This window comes from Microbacterium timonense, from assembly GCF_900292075.1.
Classification (GTDB): domain Bacteria; phylum Actinomycetota; class Actinomycetes; order Actinomycetales; family Microbacteriaceae; genus Microbacterium; species Microbacterium timonense.
Genome location: NZ_OLMV01000001.1, coordinates 1,168,833 through 1,183,165, shown reverse-complemented (window position 1 = coordinate 1,183,165; position 14,333 = coordinate 1,168,833). Strand labels below are relative to the sequence as shown.

Here is a 14,333-nt window from a genome sequence, read left to right as displayed (position 1 = left end):
CAGCACTGGAGACCATCCGATGACCAAGCCCTTCGCCGCGCTCGCCGTTCTGGGTGCGCTCGCCCTCGCGCTCACCGCCTGCGGCACGACCGACGTCGCCGCCTCGGCAGACACCGACACCCCGGCCTCGACGAGCGCCGGCTGCGCGGACGACGCGACGACCACATCGACCGACCCGGTCGAGCTCACCGACGCATTCGGCCGCACCGTGTCGCTGGACCAGCCGGCCGAGAAGGTCGCGGTGCTCGAATGGCAGCAGATCGAGGACGTGCTCTCGCTGTGCCTGACCCCGGTGGCAGTCGCGGATGCCGACGGCTATCGCACGTGGGACACGGCCGAGGAACTGCCCGAGAGCGTGGAGAGCGTCGGCACGCGCCAGGAGCCGAACCTCGACGCCCTGTTCGCCACGGAACCCGACCTCGTGATCGTCGAGGCGTACACCCGCGACGACGAGATCATCGCCCAGCTGGAGGAGTACGGCGTGCCCGTGCTGGCGACGCTGGGCGCGAACGCCGCGGACCCGATCGGGCAGATGCTCGACACCTTCGACCTCATCGCCGAGGCGACCGGACGCACCGAGCGTGCGGACGTCGTCAAGGACGAGTTCGAGCAGCACCTCGCCGACGCGAAGGCAGAGATCGCCGGGGCAGCTCCCGCGGTCACCGACTTCGTGTACTTCGATGGCTGGGTCGACGGCGGCAACGTGTCGCTGCGCCCGTTCGGCCAGGGTTCGCTCGTCGGCGAGATCGGGGAGGAGCTCGGCCTCACCAACGCGTGGACCGGCGAGGTCGACCCGGCCTATGGCCTCGGCCAGACCGATATCGAGGGGATGACCACCGTCGGCGACGCGAGCCTCTTCTACACCGGCACCGTCGACCCCGACTCCGAGAGCTTCGTCGACGCGGCGGCCGAGAACCCCGCGTGGGCCTCGATCCCGGCGGTGGCGGACGGCCGGATCACCGCCTTCCCCGGCGGCATCTGGACCTTCGGCGGGCCGCGGTCGGCGCAGCAGATCATCGACGCGTACGTCGCCGCGATCTCGCAGTGAGCACGCGGTCGTCGAGCGAGCGCACGTCGCTCTTGCCGGGAGAGCCGGCCGCGGGCGCGGACGCCACGCGCCCCGCCGGTGACCCTGGTGTGCCGGCTTCCGCCGCTCGCTCGACGACCGGTGCCGCGCTGGCGGTCCTCGGCGGTCTGCTCGTGCTGCTGGTGCTCGCCGCAGGATGGCACCTGACGCAGGGCACGAGCGGTGCCGTCTTCGCCGGCGGTGAGGTCTTCTGGGGTTCCCGGGTCCCGCGGCTGGCCGCAGGCGTCGCGGTCGGCATGGCGCTGGGCGTGGCGGGTTTGCTCATGCAGTCGCTGTCGCGCAACGCGCTCGCATCCCCGGATACGCTCGGGGTCACGGCGGGGTCGTATCTGGCCGTCACCGCGGTCGCCGCCTTCGGCCTCGCCGTGCCGATCTGGGCCTCCGGCTTCGTCGCCTTCGCCGGGGGCCTCGCCGCCGCCGCGCTGGTGCTGGGCCTGGCCGGCGGAGCGGGCACGTCCACGACGCGTCTCGTGCTCGCCGGCTCCGCGCTCGCCCTGGCGTTCCAGGCCGGCACCTCTGCCCTCCTCGTCCTGTTCTCCGAGGAGACGAAAGGCCTGCTCGCGTGGGGGAGTGGCAGCCTCTCGCAGCTCGGGCTCGAGAGCTTCCTGCGGGCGGCGCCCGTGGTGGTGGTCTGCCTCGTCCTCGCGCTCGTGCTGGCCCGTCGCTTCGATGTGCTCGCCCTCGGCGACGACACCGCTTCGTCGCTCGGGGTGCCCATCCGCTCCACCCGGGTCTTCGGCATCCTGCTGTCGGTCCTGCTCACCGCCACCGCTGTCACGCTGGCGGGACCGATCGGCTTCGTCGGATTGTGCGCCCCGGTGCTCGCCCGGCTGCTGACGCGAGTGGTCCCCGCGCTCGGCCGCCACCTGCTGCTGATCCCGCTGTCGGGCCTGCTCGGCGCGGTCGTCGTCATCCTCGCCGATGCACTGCTGCGTGCTGTCATCGGACCGGAGGGCGCGATCGCGGTGCCGACGGGTGTCGCCACCACCGTCTTCGGCGCCATCGTGCTCGTGGTGATGGCGCGCCGACTGCGGGATGCGGGGCCGACGCGGCGTCCGCCCGGCATCCGCATCGGCGTGCGCACCGGGCGCCGGTTCGTCGTCGTCCTCGTCGTCGGTGTGCTCGCTCTCGGGGCTGTGGTCCTGGCAGGGATGCTGCTGGGCAGCACGCGCCTGCTCACCGGCGACATCCTGCTGTGGCTGCAGGATGCCGCATCCCCGCGCATCGCGTTCGCCCTCGACGAGCGAGCGCCCCGGGTCATCGCGGCCGTCGTGGCCGGAGCGGCGCTCGGGCTGGCGGGGAGCGTCACCCAGGCGGTGAGCCGCAACCCGCTGGCCGACCCGAGCCTGCTCGGCATCACCGGGGGCGCGGGTCTGGGTGCGGTGCTCGTCGTGACCAGCGCGGTGGCGACGACCTTCGGGATGCTGCTGGCTGCGGTGATCGGCGGACTGCTGGCCTTCGCGCTGGTGTACGGACTGGCCTGGCGGGGCGGGCTCAGCGCCGACCGATTCATCCTGATCGGCATCGGCGTCTCGTACGGCGCCGTCGCGCTGACCACCTTCGTCCTGCTGCGCGCGAACCCGTGGGACACCCCCAAGATCTACACGTGGCTCTCCGGAACGACGTACGGGCGCGTCTGGGAGCAGGTCATTCCGCTCGCCGTGGTGCTCGCGATCGCCCTGCCGTTCGTGTTCGCGCACCGACGCGACCTCGACATCCTCGCCATGGATGAGGACACGCCACGGCTCGTGGGCATCCGGCTCGAGCGCACGCGGATGCTGCTCCTGGTCGCGGCAGCCGTGCTGGCAGCTCTCAGCGTCGTCGCCGTCGGTGTCATCGGGTTCGTGGGGTTGGTGGCGCCCCACGCCGCCCGGGCCCTGGTCGGCGCGCGGCACACCCGGGTGATCCCGGTCGCGGTGCTGCTGGGGGCGATCCTCGTCGGCGCCGCTGACGTGCTGGGGCGGACGGTGATCGCTCCGGCACAGCTGCCCGCGGGTCTCGTGGTCGCCCTGATCGGTGCGCCGTACTTCGTCTGGCTGCTCTGGCGCTCACGCGACGCCTGAGCCGGCCGCCGGAGCCGTGGCCGACTTCGATCGGCCCCCGGTCAGCAGGAGTCGGAGAACACTCGCACCGGTACGTCGGCGCGCGAGGTGTCGTAGATCGCGTCGGCAGCGCCGCGGGGGTCTTCGTCGCGGACGTACCGCACCTGCTGCTCGTAGTCGGCCTCGCTCAGCGCCTCGTCCCCTTCGAGCCACACGCGGAAGTGCCATGCGCCCCGCAGCCGAGGGCTCAACAGGAACCTGCCGTCGACGATCAGGACCGCGTCGGCGGGGACGGCACTGGTCTCGCCGTCGTGTTCCAGGGCTCCGTCGCGGAAGCCGGTCAGCACCGCGCGCAGGCCAGAGGCGTCATCGTCGGCGGAGTACCGCTCCGGACGCTCCGCACTCGCGCGGAACGTCGCCGTACCGGAGGCACGGCTGGCGCGCGCGAGAGCGTCGGCGAACTCCTGAGTCTTCTTCGCCGCCGCACCTTCGATCGCGACGAGGATCCGTCCGCGGCCGTTGTTCTGTGCGATCTCCCCGACGAGGGAGTCGAAGACGGCGGACGTGTCGGTTGTGCTCATGATCTCATCATCCCTCCAATGGCACGGGCCGGTCTTGGGGCATTCGACTCGATCGGGGAGAGGGTTCGCGAGAGCGTCGCGGCGACGCGGTCAGCGCACTCGGGCCGTGTCGGAGCGGTCGCCGGTCGCGTCGAGCGAGAACAAGTACTCCGCGTTACCACGCAAGGCCGGCTTGTATCGGTCCAGGTCTTCCGCCTGGACGTGCTGCGCCAGCAGAAGGAAGAGACTGCCCAGAGCCGTGTTCGCGCGTCCGGCGGCGTGGAACGTCAGCGCCTCGAAAGCTCCCAGCGCGACGGAATCCGGGAACTCCTCCCGCGCGAGCGCGAAGACCCTCATCGACTCATCGAGCCGCCCGAGGTTGCGGAGCGTGCTGCCGTACTGCAGGAAGCATCGGCGACGCAGGTCGCCTTCAAGGCCCTCGGCCATCGCCCGCTCATAGAACTCGACGGCTGTCGCCTCATCGCCCGCCGTGTCGTAGGCGCCGCCCATCTCGTAGAGCACGCGTGCGTCACGGGGATGGCGCTCCGCGAGGGGCCGCAGCGCCGCGATGGTCGGGCCCATGTTGTCCCGGTCCCGGCTCGCGAAGATCCGGTCCAGCTCGTCGTACAGTGCGCTGCTCACAGGACTTCGCCGCGGTCAATCGTCATGGCACCGACTCTAGAGCCCTCGCGTGCGAACGTCCGTCACTCGTCCGAAGTCGCTCGTGAGCCAGTCATCGATCGAGTCGCAGGGGAAGACGCGGCGCTCATGTGGCCCGAGCGACGTTGAGGGGGTGTGCATCCGGTCAAGCCGGAAAAGGCGCCAGTCGTCGCGCCCGAGGTCATAGGCGATGAGGTACCAGTGCTGCTGCCGCAGGAGATGTCGGTAGGGCTCGACTGTGCGCCGCGAAGGGCGGCCGTCCTGGTCCGTGTAGTCGAAGGTGAGCCGCGCACCTTCTGCGACGGCGTCGGCGATTGTGCCGACGAGCTCCCAGTCCACCGGCGCAGGAGCTTCACGGAGGATCTGTGTGGACAGCGCCACCGCCGTGGCCCGCCGCTGCAGGCTCGCCGGCAGCACCTGTTCGAGCTTCGCGCGCGCCGTCGCGGCTGTCGCGTCGCCGGGTGACCACGCTTCGAGGACCAGCAGGCTCGTGATGATCGTCGAGACTTCGTCGGCGCTCAGGAGAAGCGGCGGGATCTTCATGCTCGGCCGCAGCGCATAGCCAGCACCCGGGCCGGGGCGGGAACGGATGTCGTACCCCATGTCGCGGAGGCGCATCACGTCCCGGCGCGCGGTGCGCGGGCTGACCCGCAAACGGGCTGCGAGGTCGTGGACCGTCCACTCACGCCCCGACTGGAGAAGCGCCAGCAGCTCCAGCGACCGTGTCGAGGGCGCGTCCATGGGTCCATGATCGCAAAAGATGAGGCCAGTATCAGGCCGCATCTGCTTCTAGCGTGGGATGAGGAAGGAAGAGAGGACCTCGATGAAGATCGCCGTCACCATACCTCAAGGCAACGTCGGCCGACACCTCACGCGGATGCTCATCCGGGCGGGCGTGCGGCCCTTGCTGCTCACCCGCCACCCAGAGAACATCCCCGCCGCGCTCGCCGAGCACGTCGAGCTGGTCACGGCGGACTTGCGCGAGCCGGCACAGGTTGTTTCCGCCACTGCCGGCGTCGACGCCGTCTACTGGGTCGATCCGTCCGCTGAGTCCTCCGACCCGATAGCCGACTATGTCCACGCGACGGAGTCCATCGTCGCCGCCGTCGAGGCGAACCAGATCAGGCGGGTTGTGTTCCAGAGCAGCGTCGGTGCGGAGAAGCGGCACGGCGCGGGTGAGATCGACGGGCTTGCGCAGACGGAAGTCGCCCTCGACGAATCCGGCGTGAACGTCACGCACCTGCGGTGCGGCTACTTCTTCACCAACCTGCTGTTCGAGGTGGCCGCGGTGAAGGCGGGGCTGCTGCAGACTGTGCTGCCGCTGGACGCTGCGATGAGCTGGGTCGCCCCGCGGGACATCGCCGAGGTGGCCGCGCTCGCCCTGCTGAACGGCGAGTGGAGCGGACGCCGCATCCAGGCCGTCCACGGCCCCGAAGACCTGACGTGGGCTCGGGTCGGGGAGATCCTTACGGAGCAGCTCGGTCGAGAGGTGCGCGTCGAGCGGATCTCCGACGAGCAGATGCGCGGCCAGTACCTCGAGGCGGGCATGCCGCCCGCCATGGCGGACGCAATGCTGGGGATGTCGACCGGGCTGCGAGACGGCTTCCAGCCCGAGCAGGAGCGATCGATCGTCACCACCACGCCGACCTCACTGGGCAGCTGGATCCGCGAGGAGCTGGCCCCCGTCCTCTGAAGCATCAGGTGACCGGATCAACGGTGGGGGCCCCGGACCGGGCAAGCCACAGTGTTGGTCCTCGAGTGATGCCCCTGGAGGGACTCGAACACGTTTTGAGCATTCTGCATAGCGACACGAAACGACAACTTCCGCGGAATCACGCGGATTTTCGGGAATCGTACGGCATCGAGCGACGTCCGAAAACAGCCAACCGCGAAAAGGATGCGGGCAAAATGCGGGCAAAAATTTCCCCCCGTGAGGCGTGATTCCAGGCCACGCGGCGAGCGGCCGTTTGAGGACCTGCTCCGAGCACTATCCCGCGCCACGTATTTTGGGCGCTTTGCTGAAGGCATCGATCTTCATTTAGCAACATGTTCAAGCGGCTCGGGGCGGCGCGTTGACGGCATCTCGCGAACAGCTGGCGTCCCCACCGCGTCTCTCATCGGCCCATCGAAGGCCCTCCAGGCTGGGAAGGCCCGTAGTGGGGCGCCGTGGGGTCGTAGGACCCGCCCGGGTTGTAGGGATTTACCGACGGCGCGCGCCGCGGCTCCTGGATGCGGACTTCGGGTGCCAGACCCGAGTCGCGCGCGCGACTCATGAGGCGGGTCGCGGTGCTCTGGCTGATCTGGAGACTGTCCGCGACGAGCTTCAGTGGCGGATAGCTGATCGCTGTCGCGACGCGATACACGGAGATCGCGGCGTGGAGGGACTCCATGGGCTCGCGCTCCTCCTGCGCCCGCACGCGAATGAGGAAATCGCGCACCGGGATGCGGTCGACCTGGTCGCCGTCCTCAGCGTCGACGTCGACGGTGACGACATCGAGAGCGGATCTCGTCATGATCCAGTGCGTTCGCACCTCGCGAAGCACCTGGCTGGTGATGTCGACGCCCTCCGCTTCGCGCTCGAGGGCGGCGAAGGCGACGGCGGTGCGTCCGAGCGTGTCATCCCACTCCACGCGCACGGTGATCGTGCCGGGCACGTCCTGCTCACCCGACACGCGCGCATGCCACGACTTCGGCAGCGTCACCCCGCTGCCGAGATTGATGCGTTCGTCGCTGAAGTCATACGCCTCGACGTCTGCCATGAAGCCCACTATTCCAGGTCATCGACGATTCGCGAAGAAGACTGTCGATCTTGGCTCACGCCTGTGGTACTTTGCGATGAAGGGAGACTGACACTGCTGGCTCACAGAAGGGCAGGACCATGAATCGATCACAAGATTCTCTGGCACTGACAATGAAGGATGCCGCAAAGCTCGTCGGCGTCGACTACCGCACGATCAAGCTCGGCATCGAGAACGGGACCATCCCCACGATCCAGCTCGGCCCGCGCCGAATGATCCCTCGCGTCCCGCTGCTGCGCGCCTTCGGCGTCGACGTCTGAGAGTCGGTTTCATTCCGAGCAACGGGATCCGATCTGTTCGTTCATGATCCCCAATCGGGCGGTACGTGGACGCGGGGCCACCCGGCATCGGCTTACGTGAACTCGCAGCAATGCCGAGCGAAGACGACTATTGGGCTCCGTAGAAGCTTTCCGCCGGTTCGGGGCTGCGAGACGCACGAGCCAACCGTGTGCATAGTCCGTACGGTGCGAAGATTCTGGCAGCGAGCGGGCCATTCGAACGGCGAAGTTCTGCGCTCAACGCCGGGGAACCAAAGAGGGAGTCGCCTGTACTTCTCGAATCACGTCCGCCGAGCCGCACGCCCGCGGGGCAGGACGGAACTGAGTCTAAACGTGCCGAATGTCCCGCGTGCGGGGCACGGTTGCATACCGTAATCCCTGCTGCATCTCGACGACCACGAGGAGGAACTGGACTACGACTCCGAGGGTCGCGTCGAAAACGTCTACATCCTTGTCGCCGTCGGGTACGAACCTCTCGCCTCGAGTCTGGGGTCTTAGACTATGGCGACCAGGAGCCAGATTTCGAGGTTAGCGGCCAACTACTCTCGCGACACGCGCAAGAGCCCTCGCTCGCGGGTTAGCGAAGCAAAGGAGTTGAGGGTTCCCACCGCGAACTCCACCAACTCGGCGACGAGCGCTTCGTCAGTCTCCACATCTACCGCTCCACCGTGTGGCGTATCGAAGTGTGTGCGGCGTGCGCGCAGTAGCGCCGTGAGGCTCTGCGCGTGTGCGGATCTAGAGCAGATAGTCCACCAGTAGAAGAGGTCACGCCCATCGGAGCCAAGGTGTTGCTGCGCGCCCCGAATGATCTGCGTAGGTCCGAACCGCCGCTGGTCTAGGTCGGTGACCGGCCACCCCATCCGATTGCACACCCGTTCGATGATGCCGTGCAGTTCGGTCTGCGTCCGAGTCGCGGCCTCATCTGCCGGGCGACCAGGCCGCTCCACAGGTCCGGTCGCCTTCCACTCGTAAAGAGCGAGAATCACGCCGCGCCGAATTCGCTCGTCGGACGGCGAAGGGGCGAGCAGCCATATGCCCGACGCGAGCGATTCCAGGATGGCTCGCCACAATGTGTAATCGGCGTAGAGGTGAAGGAGCGGGCTGGTCTCGCCCGCGGGCGGCTCGCTGGCACGTAGCCAGGCTTTCAGGTGGTCAGCCGTCGACGCGATGAAGCCTTCGACCAGGCGGTTCGGGATGTGGTCACTCCCCGCTCGTGCTTTGTCATGCGCAGCTTGGCTCTCAGGCATCACGAACTGCCGTGACGTGTACGCCTCCCGAACGAAGTGCGCAAGAGCATGTCTTGCGACCTGAATGCGGTTGTACGCGTCGGGGTTCCCGGTGCCATCACTCATGCGAGTCTCACTCGGGCCAGTCGAATGTGAAAGGTGATTGCGCGCGGAAGGCGTTCGTTATGCGAGACGCAACGTCTGGCGCGAGCCCCTCATCGCTCAGGATTTGCTGCGTCGCCGCAACGATGAGGCACTGGACGAGCTGGTGCGCTTCGAGCTCGGGGTCCATAGGTTCCGGCTGCCCGGACTGCAGGTGTGAGTTGTCGTGCGTCGGGGCGTACTGGCCCGCCAACGCGCCCGATGGGTGCGCATACTTTGTCTCCTCCCGCCACATCGCGTAAAGCGACCACGGCTCCGATTCACTGCCCAGAACCGCGGCGCGTAGTTTGCGCGCCTGCTCCTGAAGTGGTCCCTTCGTCGGAGCATCCAACTCGAACTGGTTCATCTCCGTCGGGTCGAACGGCGCCTCCTGCCCTTGCTTCTGCAAGTAGGCGAGCGTGTCGTTCGTCTCCTTGCGGTCCACATCGAGCATCACGGATGCGGCGGTGTGGCGGTCTGTCTTCGACAGGCCGCTAAGCCACAAGAGGCGAATAGCGGACTCCAGCACAAGGCGCCGGTTCGGCGCCGCAGACGATGCTTGACCCGCACGCGTCAACGCCGCCACCACGATGCTCTGCGCGGCTGCGGCGCGGCACAATCCGACCACAACCTGAGGCACGAAATCGCGCAGCACGACATCGCTCATGTCTACGGAGAGGACGGCGCGAGCAGTGCGCTGCACGATGGCTGCGTTTACGAGATGCGGTGCCGTAGCTCGTGGAGGCTGACGCTTAGCCTTGGACTTCTTACCGCTCATGGCCTCAAGCTACCGGTCGGGGTCGGCGAGCATCATGGCTCGATAGCGCCCCTGATCTCGGGGGTGAGGGCTTGCTCGGCATCGAGAGCGGGAAATACCGACGGTCCAGCTCGACCTCGCCATACAATCCCTCTTCCCGGGCTGTGCGTTCGGGTCGACCAGTACACGCACTACTGTTGCACGGAGTCTCGGCCGACCGCGCCACTCTTTGTCACCCCAATGGCGTCGACCCGATACGCTCAACACACGCCGAGCCCGCTCGGTCGATCCGAAGCTGTCGCCGATCGGCGGGTGCCGAACTCGCGGTCGTGACGTTTCACGTTAGGAGAGCTTGTGAAGGCAGCAGAATCGACGGTCCTGCGAGTCCTCCAGGGCTCCAAAGTCTTCCTCGTCCCAAATTTTCAGCGACGGTATTCCTGGCGGGCGAAGGAATGGCACGTTCTTTGGAATGATCTCTTGCGGGAGTACCACGTCCATCATGGCTCGGAAGCGCAGAATCCTGATGGGCACTTCCTGGGTAGCATTGTTCTCCATCCCGCCGGCGGCCCCGCGTCAGTACTGATGCGACATCTCGTCGTGGACGGACAGCAGCGCCTGACGACGATCATCGTATTGCTGGCTGCGATCCGAGACGTCCGCTCGGAGCTCGATCCGACGTGGAATCCTGGTGAGTACAACGACAAGTACTTGATGAACCCATATGACTCGGACTATCCGGACCGGTTGCGCCCCACCGAACCTGACCGGGATGCATACGTGCGAACCGTGCGTGAACACATCCCGACAGATGGCATTGGGCAGGCGTACACCTTCTTCATAAAAAGAATCCGCAGCGCGGCGGAATCCGGCGAGGTCGACGTAGTCAAACTGGGGAACACTCTCCTTCTCCACATGATCCTCGTCGAGATCACCACCGCCACGGGTGACTCCGTCAACAACATCTTCAATACCCTCAACTCGCGCGGTAAGCCGCTTACGTCAGCCGACCTCGTCCGGAATGAGCTATTGCTTCAGATTGGTGATGACGCCAGTTCAGACGCTTACCGCAAGTACTGGACTCCGATGGAGACGGCGCTTGTCAACGAAGGCCCCACTGGCTTCGACGATCGGCAGTTCGTGACCTTCCTCTGGTCGCGTGAGGTGGCCTGGGATCCAACTGTCACGCGTCAGGACTTGTTTTCGGCGTTCGAACGACGATTTCGCTCGGCGCTGGGGCACCTATCGACCAATCGCCGTCGCGATGCCGCACTCGACACGCTCGCCGAAATTCACGCAGACCACATTCTGTTCTTATTCACTCGAGAGCCGCTAAGCCCTGAATTCGATGCGCTCGGGTTTGCTCCAGAGCTCCGGCGGTCATTCGAGCGTCTGCGCCGTTGGGGCTCTGAACCCACCACGCCTCTCGCGCTTTGGATCGCTAAGCACGTGTGGCTCGGAGAGGTCAGCCAGCTCGACGCGACGGCTAGTGTCGACACGCTACTGGGGTACCTGTTGCGGCGCGCTCTCGCGGGCATCCCGACCAATCTGCTGAACCGACTGCTCACTCCCATACCGTCAAGGCTGGCGCAATCTGCTGGCAGCGACGTCCATCGGACTATCAAGTCCATCCTCGTACAGAAGGGCTACTACTGGCCGTCGGACCGTGACGTGCTCAACGCAGTTCTAACTCAGTCACTGTTTATCAGCGCTAAGCGGCAAGTCCCATTCATTCTCGAACTCATTGAAGAGTCAATGGGGGACGGTCAGGCCGTTGATGGTGAGTTCTTCTCCGCAGTGCACGTCATGCCTCAGCCTCTCTCAGTTGAATGGTTGCAGGATCTCCGCGACGCTGGGGTCGACATCGACGATGCTCTATCTGCCTCCGAGACTTTAGGGAATCTCACCCTCGCCCGCGGCGTCAACGAGTCCGAGAATGACAATTTCTTTACCTGGCGGCGACAGCTAGCCGGCGCCGGCCTGAGACTGAACGACTCGTTGTTGGCTCTTGACAGATTCCTCCCTCAGGACATCCGCGCGCGGACTCGCCATTTCGCGGAGTTGCTCCTACGCCGCTTTCCAAAGGCGGCCGACGATTCGGGCGCTGGCTACGCTGTTTCGCTGGCAGGTTCATCGGAATCGGACCGCCTCGAAGCGGCACTACAGGCGATCCCGGAGGGAGCTTGGACGACCGAAGGTGACCTAGTGGTGTACCTCGGATCGGAGCTACAAGGCGTGCGTTCGCTCGTGAATCAGCTCGACCCGGTCGTTGCACGCCTTGTTAGGACGGCTTCCGGCGCCATTCCTCCGTGGTTGAACGAAGGACTTCGCGCCGAGGTTCTCCTTCAGTCGACAGATCTGAGCGCTGCTGGTCCTCTCGATGCCGAAGCTCTCGGCGACCTGGTGCGAGAAGTGGAAGACGTTGCCGATGACACTTTCGCTGACGCCGACGACGTCAATGACTTCGAATCGGAAGTCTAGTGATGGCCGTGACGACTCCGGATGGTCCGTCGAGGCGGCGAACGCGGGTAACGCGCTATCTAGCCTACGGCGCACCCATCGCAATGTTCATTGTTTCGGTTGTCGGCCTCTTCACGGACGTAGTCGCGTTGTCTGTGCGCCTGATCCTTCTCGGAGTCGTCTTCGTACTTCTGGCGGCTAGCGGCATCGCGACCTACTTGACGAGGCGATCGCTCAGGGAGCAAGTGCAGCGGGCCTCTTCTCTAGCTGCCAAGCTCAATGAGGCGCGCGAGCTGATTGCAGGCAGTTCGCCAGAGCGCATACTCGACGCCTTGGGGCAAGTCCTATTTCGTGGCGGATCCGCTTGGCGACTCGGCGTCTACGCGATCGAGTACGACTCGGACGGCGTTGGCTGGATGAATCGGCTGATGCGCCGAAGCGGCTCAGAGTTGTACGAACAGGCAGGTCGTCTGAGAATTCGGTTGGACCGCTCAGTTCTTCGCGACCTCAAGAACATCGACCTTACCAATCCGGCCGTTCCCCACGTCAATCAGACTGGAAGCTTTTCGAGCCGCGAATTCAATCCCGACGAGTGGCACGACCAACAGTTGGACTTCCTAAAAGATCCTGAAGAAGTCGACCGCCTTCGAATGCCATCCCGGAAGTACGCGTGGTGCGCAACGCGCGATAGAGCATCGCGGGAGACCTTCGCGCTGATAGCTGAAGTCATCGAGCCGGACGGACTCAACTACGAGTTGCTCGACTCGCCACTCGTCGCGCCCTGGCTGGAGATGATTGCTCGTGCGGTTGAGCTGCCAGTGGCAACACTCTCGACCGTCCACGAGGCCGCGCAACACATCGAATCGAGAGAAGGCCTCTAGAGGCCGCAACAACCCCGGCAGCCTCTTGAGCTCGCACCCTCAGGACGGGCGATCAAGGCGACAGCCCGCCCCTCGCGACGGACGAGCGAGAGGTAGTCGAGCGGAACGAATGATCGCGTCGCGCGTGGTGTGTTCAACCCGGGCGCCGGATGCTTGTTGCAGAGGAGCCAATCAGGATTCTATGCAGGTGAATAAGCAAGTCGCCTTTTCATCGACGTCTCACGATCGCCTGGTCGCTCCGCTCGTGGTGCGCCTACCCAGAGGGTGCGGCGAGCTAGGCTCCCGCCGTGGACATAAATCTTCGGTCGACGAATCCCGATCACGAGGTATCGGACGATCTCGTCCTTTGGCGTTACCTCGACTTTCCCAAGTTCCTCGACCTGTTGGGGTCGCGCGCATTAAAGCTTCCGCGAGCATCCAAGATGGAGGACCCGTTCGAAGGGGTGATGGGATCTGGAGCGACGAGAGCTGCACTGCGGGCCGCGAAGGACCGAGGGGAGAAGTCCTATCTCCGCAATGCCGCAGCCAATCGGGAGCAGCATCTCTCGTTCTTCTGGAGAGAGCGGACTTATGTGTCCTGCTGGAACGCGTTCCCGGGTGAAAACGCCGGACTCTGGCGTATCTACGGGGACGACAAGGGGGTTGTGGTCCGGACGACGTGGCGATCGTTGCGGCAGGCGCTGACAGGCACCGCTGACTGCGTCGAGGACGTCTTCTATGGACTGGTCTCCTACGGTGAGGCGGAGGATGACAGCTCATTTCCTCGCACGTTCACCGACCACTTCTTTGTGAAACGAGCCGAGTTTGTTCACGAGCACGAGTTCCGGCTGATTGCCCACGACGCACGGGCGTCCGACTACGGAGAGCGAGATACGAGCGGACTTCCTCAGTTCGCCACCCTTGATTGTGACGTGGACCGGCTAATCGAGGAAGTGCTCGTTAGCCCGCGCCTGGGCGGATGGGTTCGAGACACAGTGGAGGATGTGTCTCGAAAGTACGGCGGCGCCTGGCGCGTGCGCCGGTCGGCCATCTATCAGCCGCCGCCGAACCAAATCCTCGACTTCTAAGACGCGCCGGCGCCAGCTCGATCGCGAGTCGTCTACCTGCGAGCGGTTCCCGTTAGGCTCTCGGAGACAAGGAGCCTGAAGGTGAGGCATGGTTGTAGACGGTGCACACGATCGCATGAGTTCAGCGGAACGCGAGGCATGGCGCAAGTTCCGCTCCGACCGAATCGCTGCGGCGAAGAAGGAGTGGGAAGACCTGCTGGACCTGGCCCGCGCTGAAGCGGACCTGGCAATCCAGACGCTGGGCACTTCAGAAAGTAGGGCGCACGCCGAACGAGCCACGATGCTCACGGAGAAGTTCAAGGTGGCGCTCGCGCGGTTCAATGAAGAGATCGACATGCTCTGAACGGGACCACGCCCCGAGCGCGCCGGTCTGCCTGGG

The 14,333-nt window shown here is 65.5% G+C and carries 14 protein-coding genes; 8 read left to right on the top strand and 6 right to left on the bottom strand.

The window, feature by feature from the left end; translation table 11 throughout:
- The first annotated feature begins 19 nt into the window (after window positions 1-19).
- Both C9992_RS05635 and C9992_RS05630 read left to right on the top strand, forming a co-directional pair.
- On the top strand, window positions 20-1,048 hold the full coding sequence (locus C9992_RS05635; RefSeq protein ID WP_106814517.1) for an iron-siderophore ABC transporter substrate-binding protein: 1,029 nt from the start codon (window positions 20-22) through the stop codon (window positions 1,046-1,048).
- Window positions 1,045-3,150 (top strand): iron ABC transporter permease, encoded by a 2,106-nt coding sequence (locus C9992_RS05630; RefSeq protein WP_327316947.1) that lies wholly within the window; start codon window positions 1,045-1,047, stop codon window positions 3,148-3,150. Before C9992_RS05635 ends, C9992_RS05630 begins: the two co-directional genes overlap by 4 nt.
- A 41-nt stretch (window positions 3,151-3,191) precedes the next feature.
- Here C9992_RS05630 and C9992_RS05625 read toward each other — a convergent pair whose 3' ends face one another.
- The 3 genes from C9992_RS05625 to C9992_RS05615 form a co-directional block, all read right to left on the bottom strand.
- Window positions 3,192-3,710, bottom strand: a complete 519-nt coding sequence (locus C9992_RS05625) for a nucleoside/nucleotide kinase family protein (RefSeq protein ID WP_106814516.1) — start codon at window positions 3,708-3,710, stop codon at window positions 3,192-3,194.
- A gap of 90 nt (window positions 3,711-3,800) precedes the next feature.
- Entirely contained in the window at window positions 3,801-4,331 is a 531-nt protein-coding gene (locus tag C9992_RS05620) for a tetratricopeptide repeat protein (RefSeq protein WP_106814515.1), read from the bottom strand.
- A gap of 36 nt (window positions 4,332-4,367) precedes the next feature.
- Window positions 4,368-5,090: a helix-turn-helix transcriptional regulator gene (locus C9992_RS05615; RefSeq protein ID WP_106814514.1), complete on the bottom strand. Its 723-nt coding sequence runs from the start codon at window positions 5,088-5,090 to the stop codon at window positions 4,368-4,370.
- An 82-nt stretch (window positions 5,091-5,172) separates the two neighbouring features.
- Between C9992_RS05615 and C9992_RS05610 the strand changes: the two genes are divergently transcribed.
- A complete protein-coding gene (locus C9992_RS05610) occupies window positions 5,173-6,042 on the top strand; it encodes an NAD(P)H-binding protein (RefSeq protein ID WP_106814513.1) in 870 nt (289 codons plus the stop codon).
- A gap of 421 nt (window positions 6,043-6,463) precedes the next feature.
- Here C9992_RS05610 and C9992_RS05605 read toward each other — a convergent pair whose 3' ends face one another.
- The gene (locus C9992_RS05605) at window positions 6,464-7,108 is read right to left on the bottom strand and encodes a hypothetical protein (protein WP_235008002.1); all 645 of its coding nucleotides are present in this window, start codon (window positions 7,106-7,108) and stop codon (window positions 6,464-6,466) included.
- A 152-nt stretch (window positions 7,109-7,260) separates the two neighbouring features.
- On the opposite strand from C9992_RS05605, the gene C9992_RS05600 reads away from it, so the two are divergent.
- Window positions 7,261-7,407, top strand: coding sequence for a MerR family transcriptional regulator (locus C9992_RS05600; RefSeq protein ID WP_106814511.1), 147 nt, complete (start codon window positions 7,261-7,263; stop codon window positions 7,405-7,407).
- Between the two features lie 557 nt (window positions 7,408-7,964).
- On the opposite strand, the gene C9992_RS05595 is transcribed toward C9992_RS05600, so the two are convergent.
- Entirely contained in the window at window positions 7,965-8,777 is an 813-nt protein-coding gene (locus C9992_RS05595) for a mediator of RNA polymerase II transcription subunit 4 (protein ID WP_106814510.1), read from the bottom strand.
- 7 nt (window positions 8,778-8,784) lie between these two features.
- A complete protein-coding gene (locus tag C9992_RS05590; protein WP_146145300.1) occupies window positions 8,785-9,570 on the bottom strand; it encodes a hypothetical protein in 786 nt (261 codons plus the stop codon).
- Window positions 9,571-9,903: 333 nt separating this feature from the next.
- On the opposite strand from C9992_RS05590, the gene C9992_RS05585 reads away from it, so the two are divergent.
- The 4 genes from C9992_RS05585 to C9992_RS05570 all read left to right on the top strand — a co-directional run bounded on the left by C9992_RS05585 (window position 9,904) and on the right by C9992_RS05570 (window position 14,297).
- Window positions 9,904-12,027: a DUF262 domain-containing protein gene (locus tag C9992_RS05585; protein ID WP_106814508.1), complete on the top strand. Its 2,124-nt coding sequence runs from the start codon at window positions 9,904-9,906 to the stop codon at window positions 12,025-12,027.
- A gap of 8 nt (window positions 12,028-12,035) precedes the next feature.
- Window positions 12,036-12,887, top strand: a complete 852-nt coding sequence (locus tag C9992_RS05580) for a hypothetical protein (protein ID WP_146145299.1) — start codon at window positions 12,036-12,038, stop codon at window positions 12,885-12,887.
- 287 nt (window positions 12,888-13,174) lie between these two features.
- A complete protein-coding gene (locus tag C9992_RS17930) occupies window positions 13,175-13,954 on the top strand; it encodes a DUF2971 domain-containing protein (RefSeq protein WP_146145298.1) in 780 nt (259 codons plus the stop codon).
- 115 nt (window positions 13,955-14,069) lie between these two features.
- Window positions 14,070-14,297 (top strand): hypothetical protein, encoded by a 228-nt coding sequence (locus C9992_RS05570; protein WP_106814505.1) that lies wholly within the window; start codon window positions 14,070-14,072, stop codon window positions 14,295-14,297.
- The last annotated feature ends 36 nt before the right edge of the window (window positions 14,298-14,333 follow it).

What these genes read in the sequence shown, in the direction of transcription:
- C9992_RS05595 (WP_106814510.1), bottom strand. Translation starts at nt 8,777, where the DNA reads ATGAGTGATGGCACCGGGAACCCCGACGCGTACAACCGCATTCAGGTC.
- C9992_RS05600 (WP_106814511.1), top strand. Translation starts at nt 7,261, where the DNA reads ATGAAGGATGCCGCAAAGCTCGTCGGCGTCGACTACCGCACGATCAAG.
- C9992_RS05625 (WP_106814516.1), bottom strand. Translation starts at nt 3,710, where the DNA reads ATGAGCACAACCGACACGTCCGCCGTCTTCGACTCCCTCGTCGGGGAG.
- C9992_RS05615 (WP_106814514.1), bottom strand. Translation starts at nt 5,090, where the DNA reads ATGGACGCGCCCTCGACACGGTCGCTGGAGCTGCTGGCGCTTCTCCAG.
- C9992_RS05570 (WP_106814505.1), top strand. Translation starts at nt 14,070, where the DNA reads ATGAGTTCAGCGGAACGCGAGGCATGGCGCAAGTTCCGCTCCGACCGA.
- C9992_RS05635 (WP_106814517.1), top strand. Translation starts at nt 20, where the DNA reads ATGACCAAGCCCTTCGCCGCGCTCGCCGTTCTGGGTGCGCTCGCCCTC.
- C9992_RS05590 (WP_146145300.1), bottom strand. Translation starts at nt 9,570, where the DNA reads ATGAGCGGTAAGAAGTCCAAGGCTAAGCGTCAGCCTCCACGAGCTACG.
- C9992_RS05610 (WP_106814513.1), top strand. Translation starts at nt 5,173, where the DNA reads ATGAAGATCGCCGTCACCATACCTCAAGGCAACGTCGGCCGACACCTC.
- C9992_RS05605 (WP_235008002.1), bottom strand. Translation starts at nt 7,108, where the DNA reads ATGGCAGACGTCGAGGCGTATGACTTCAGCGACGAACGCATCAATCTC.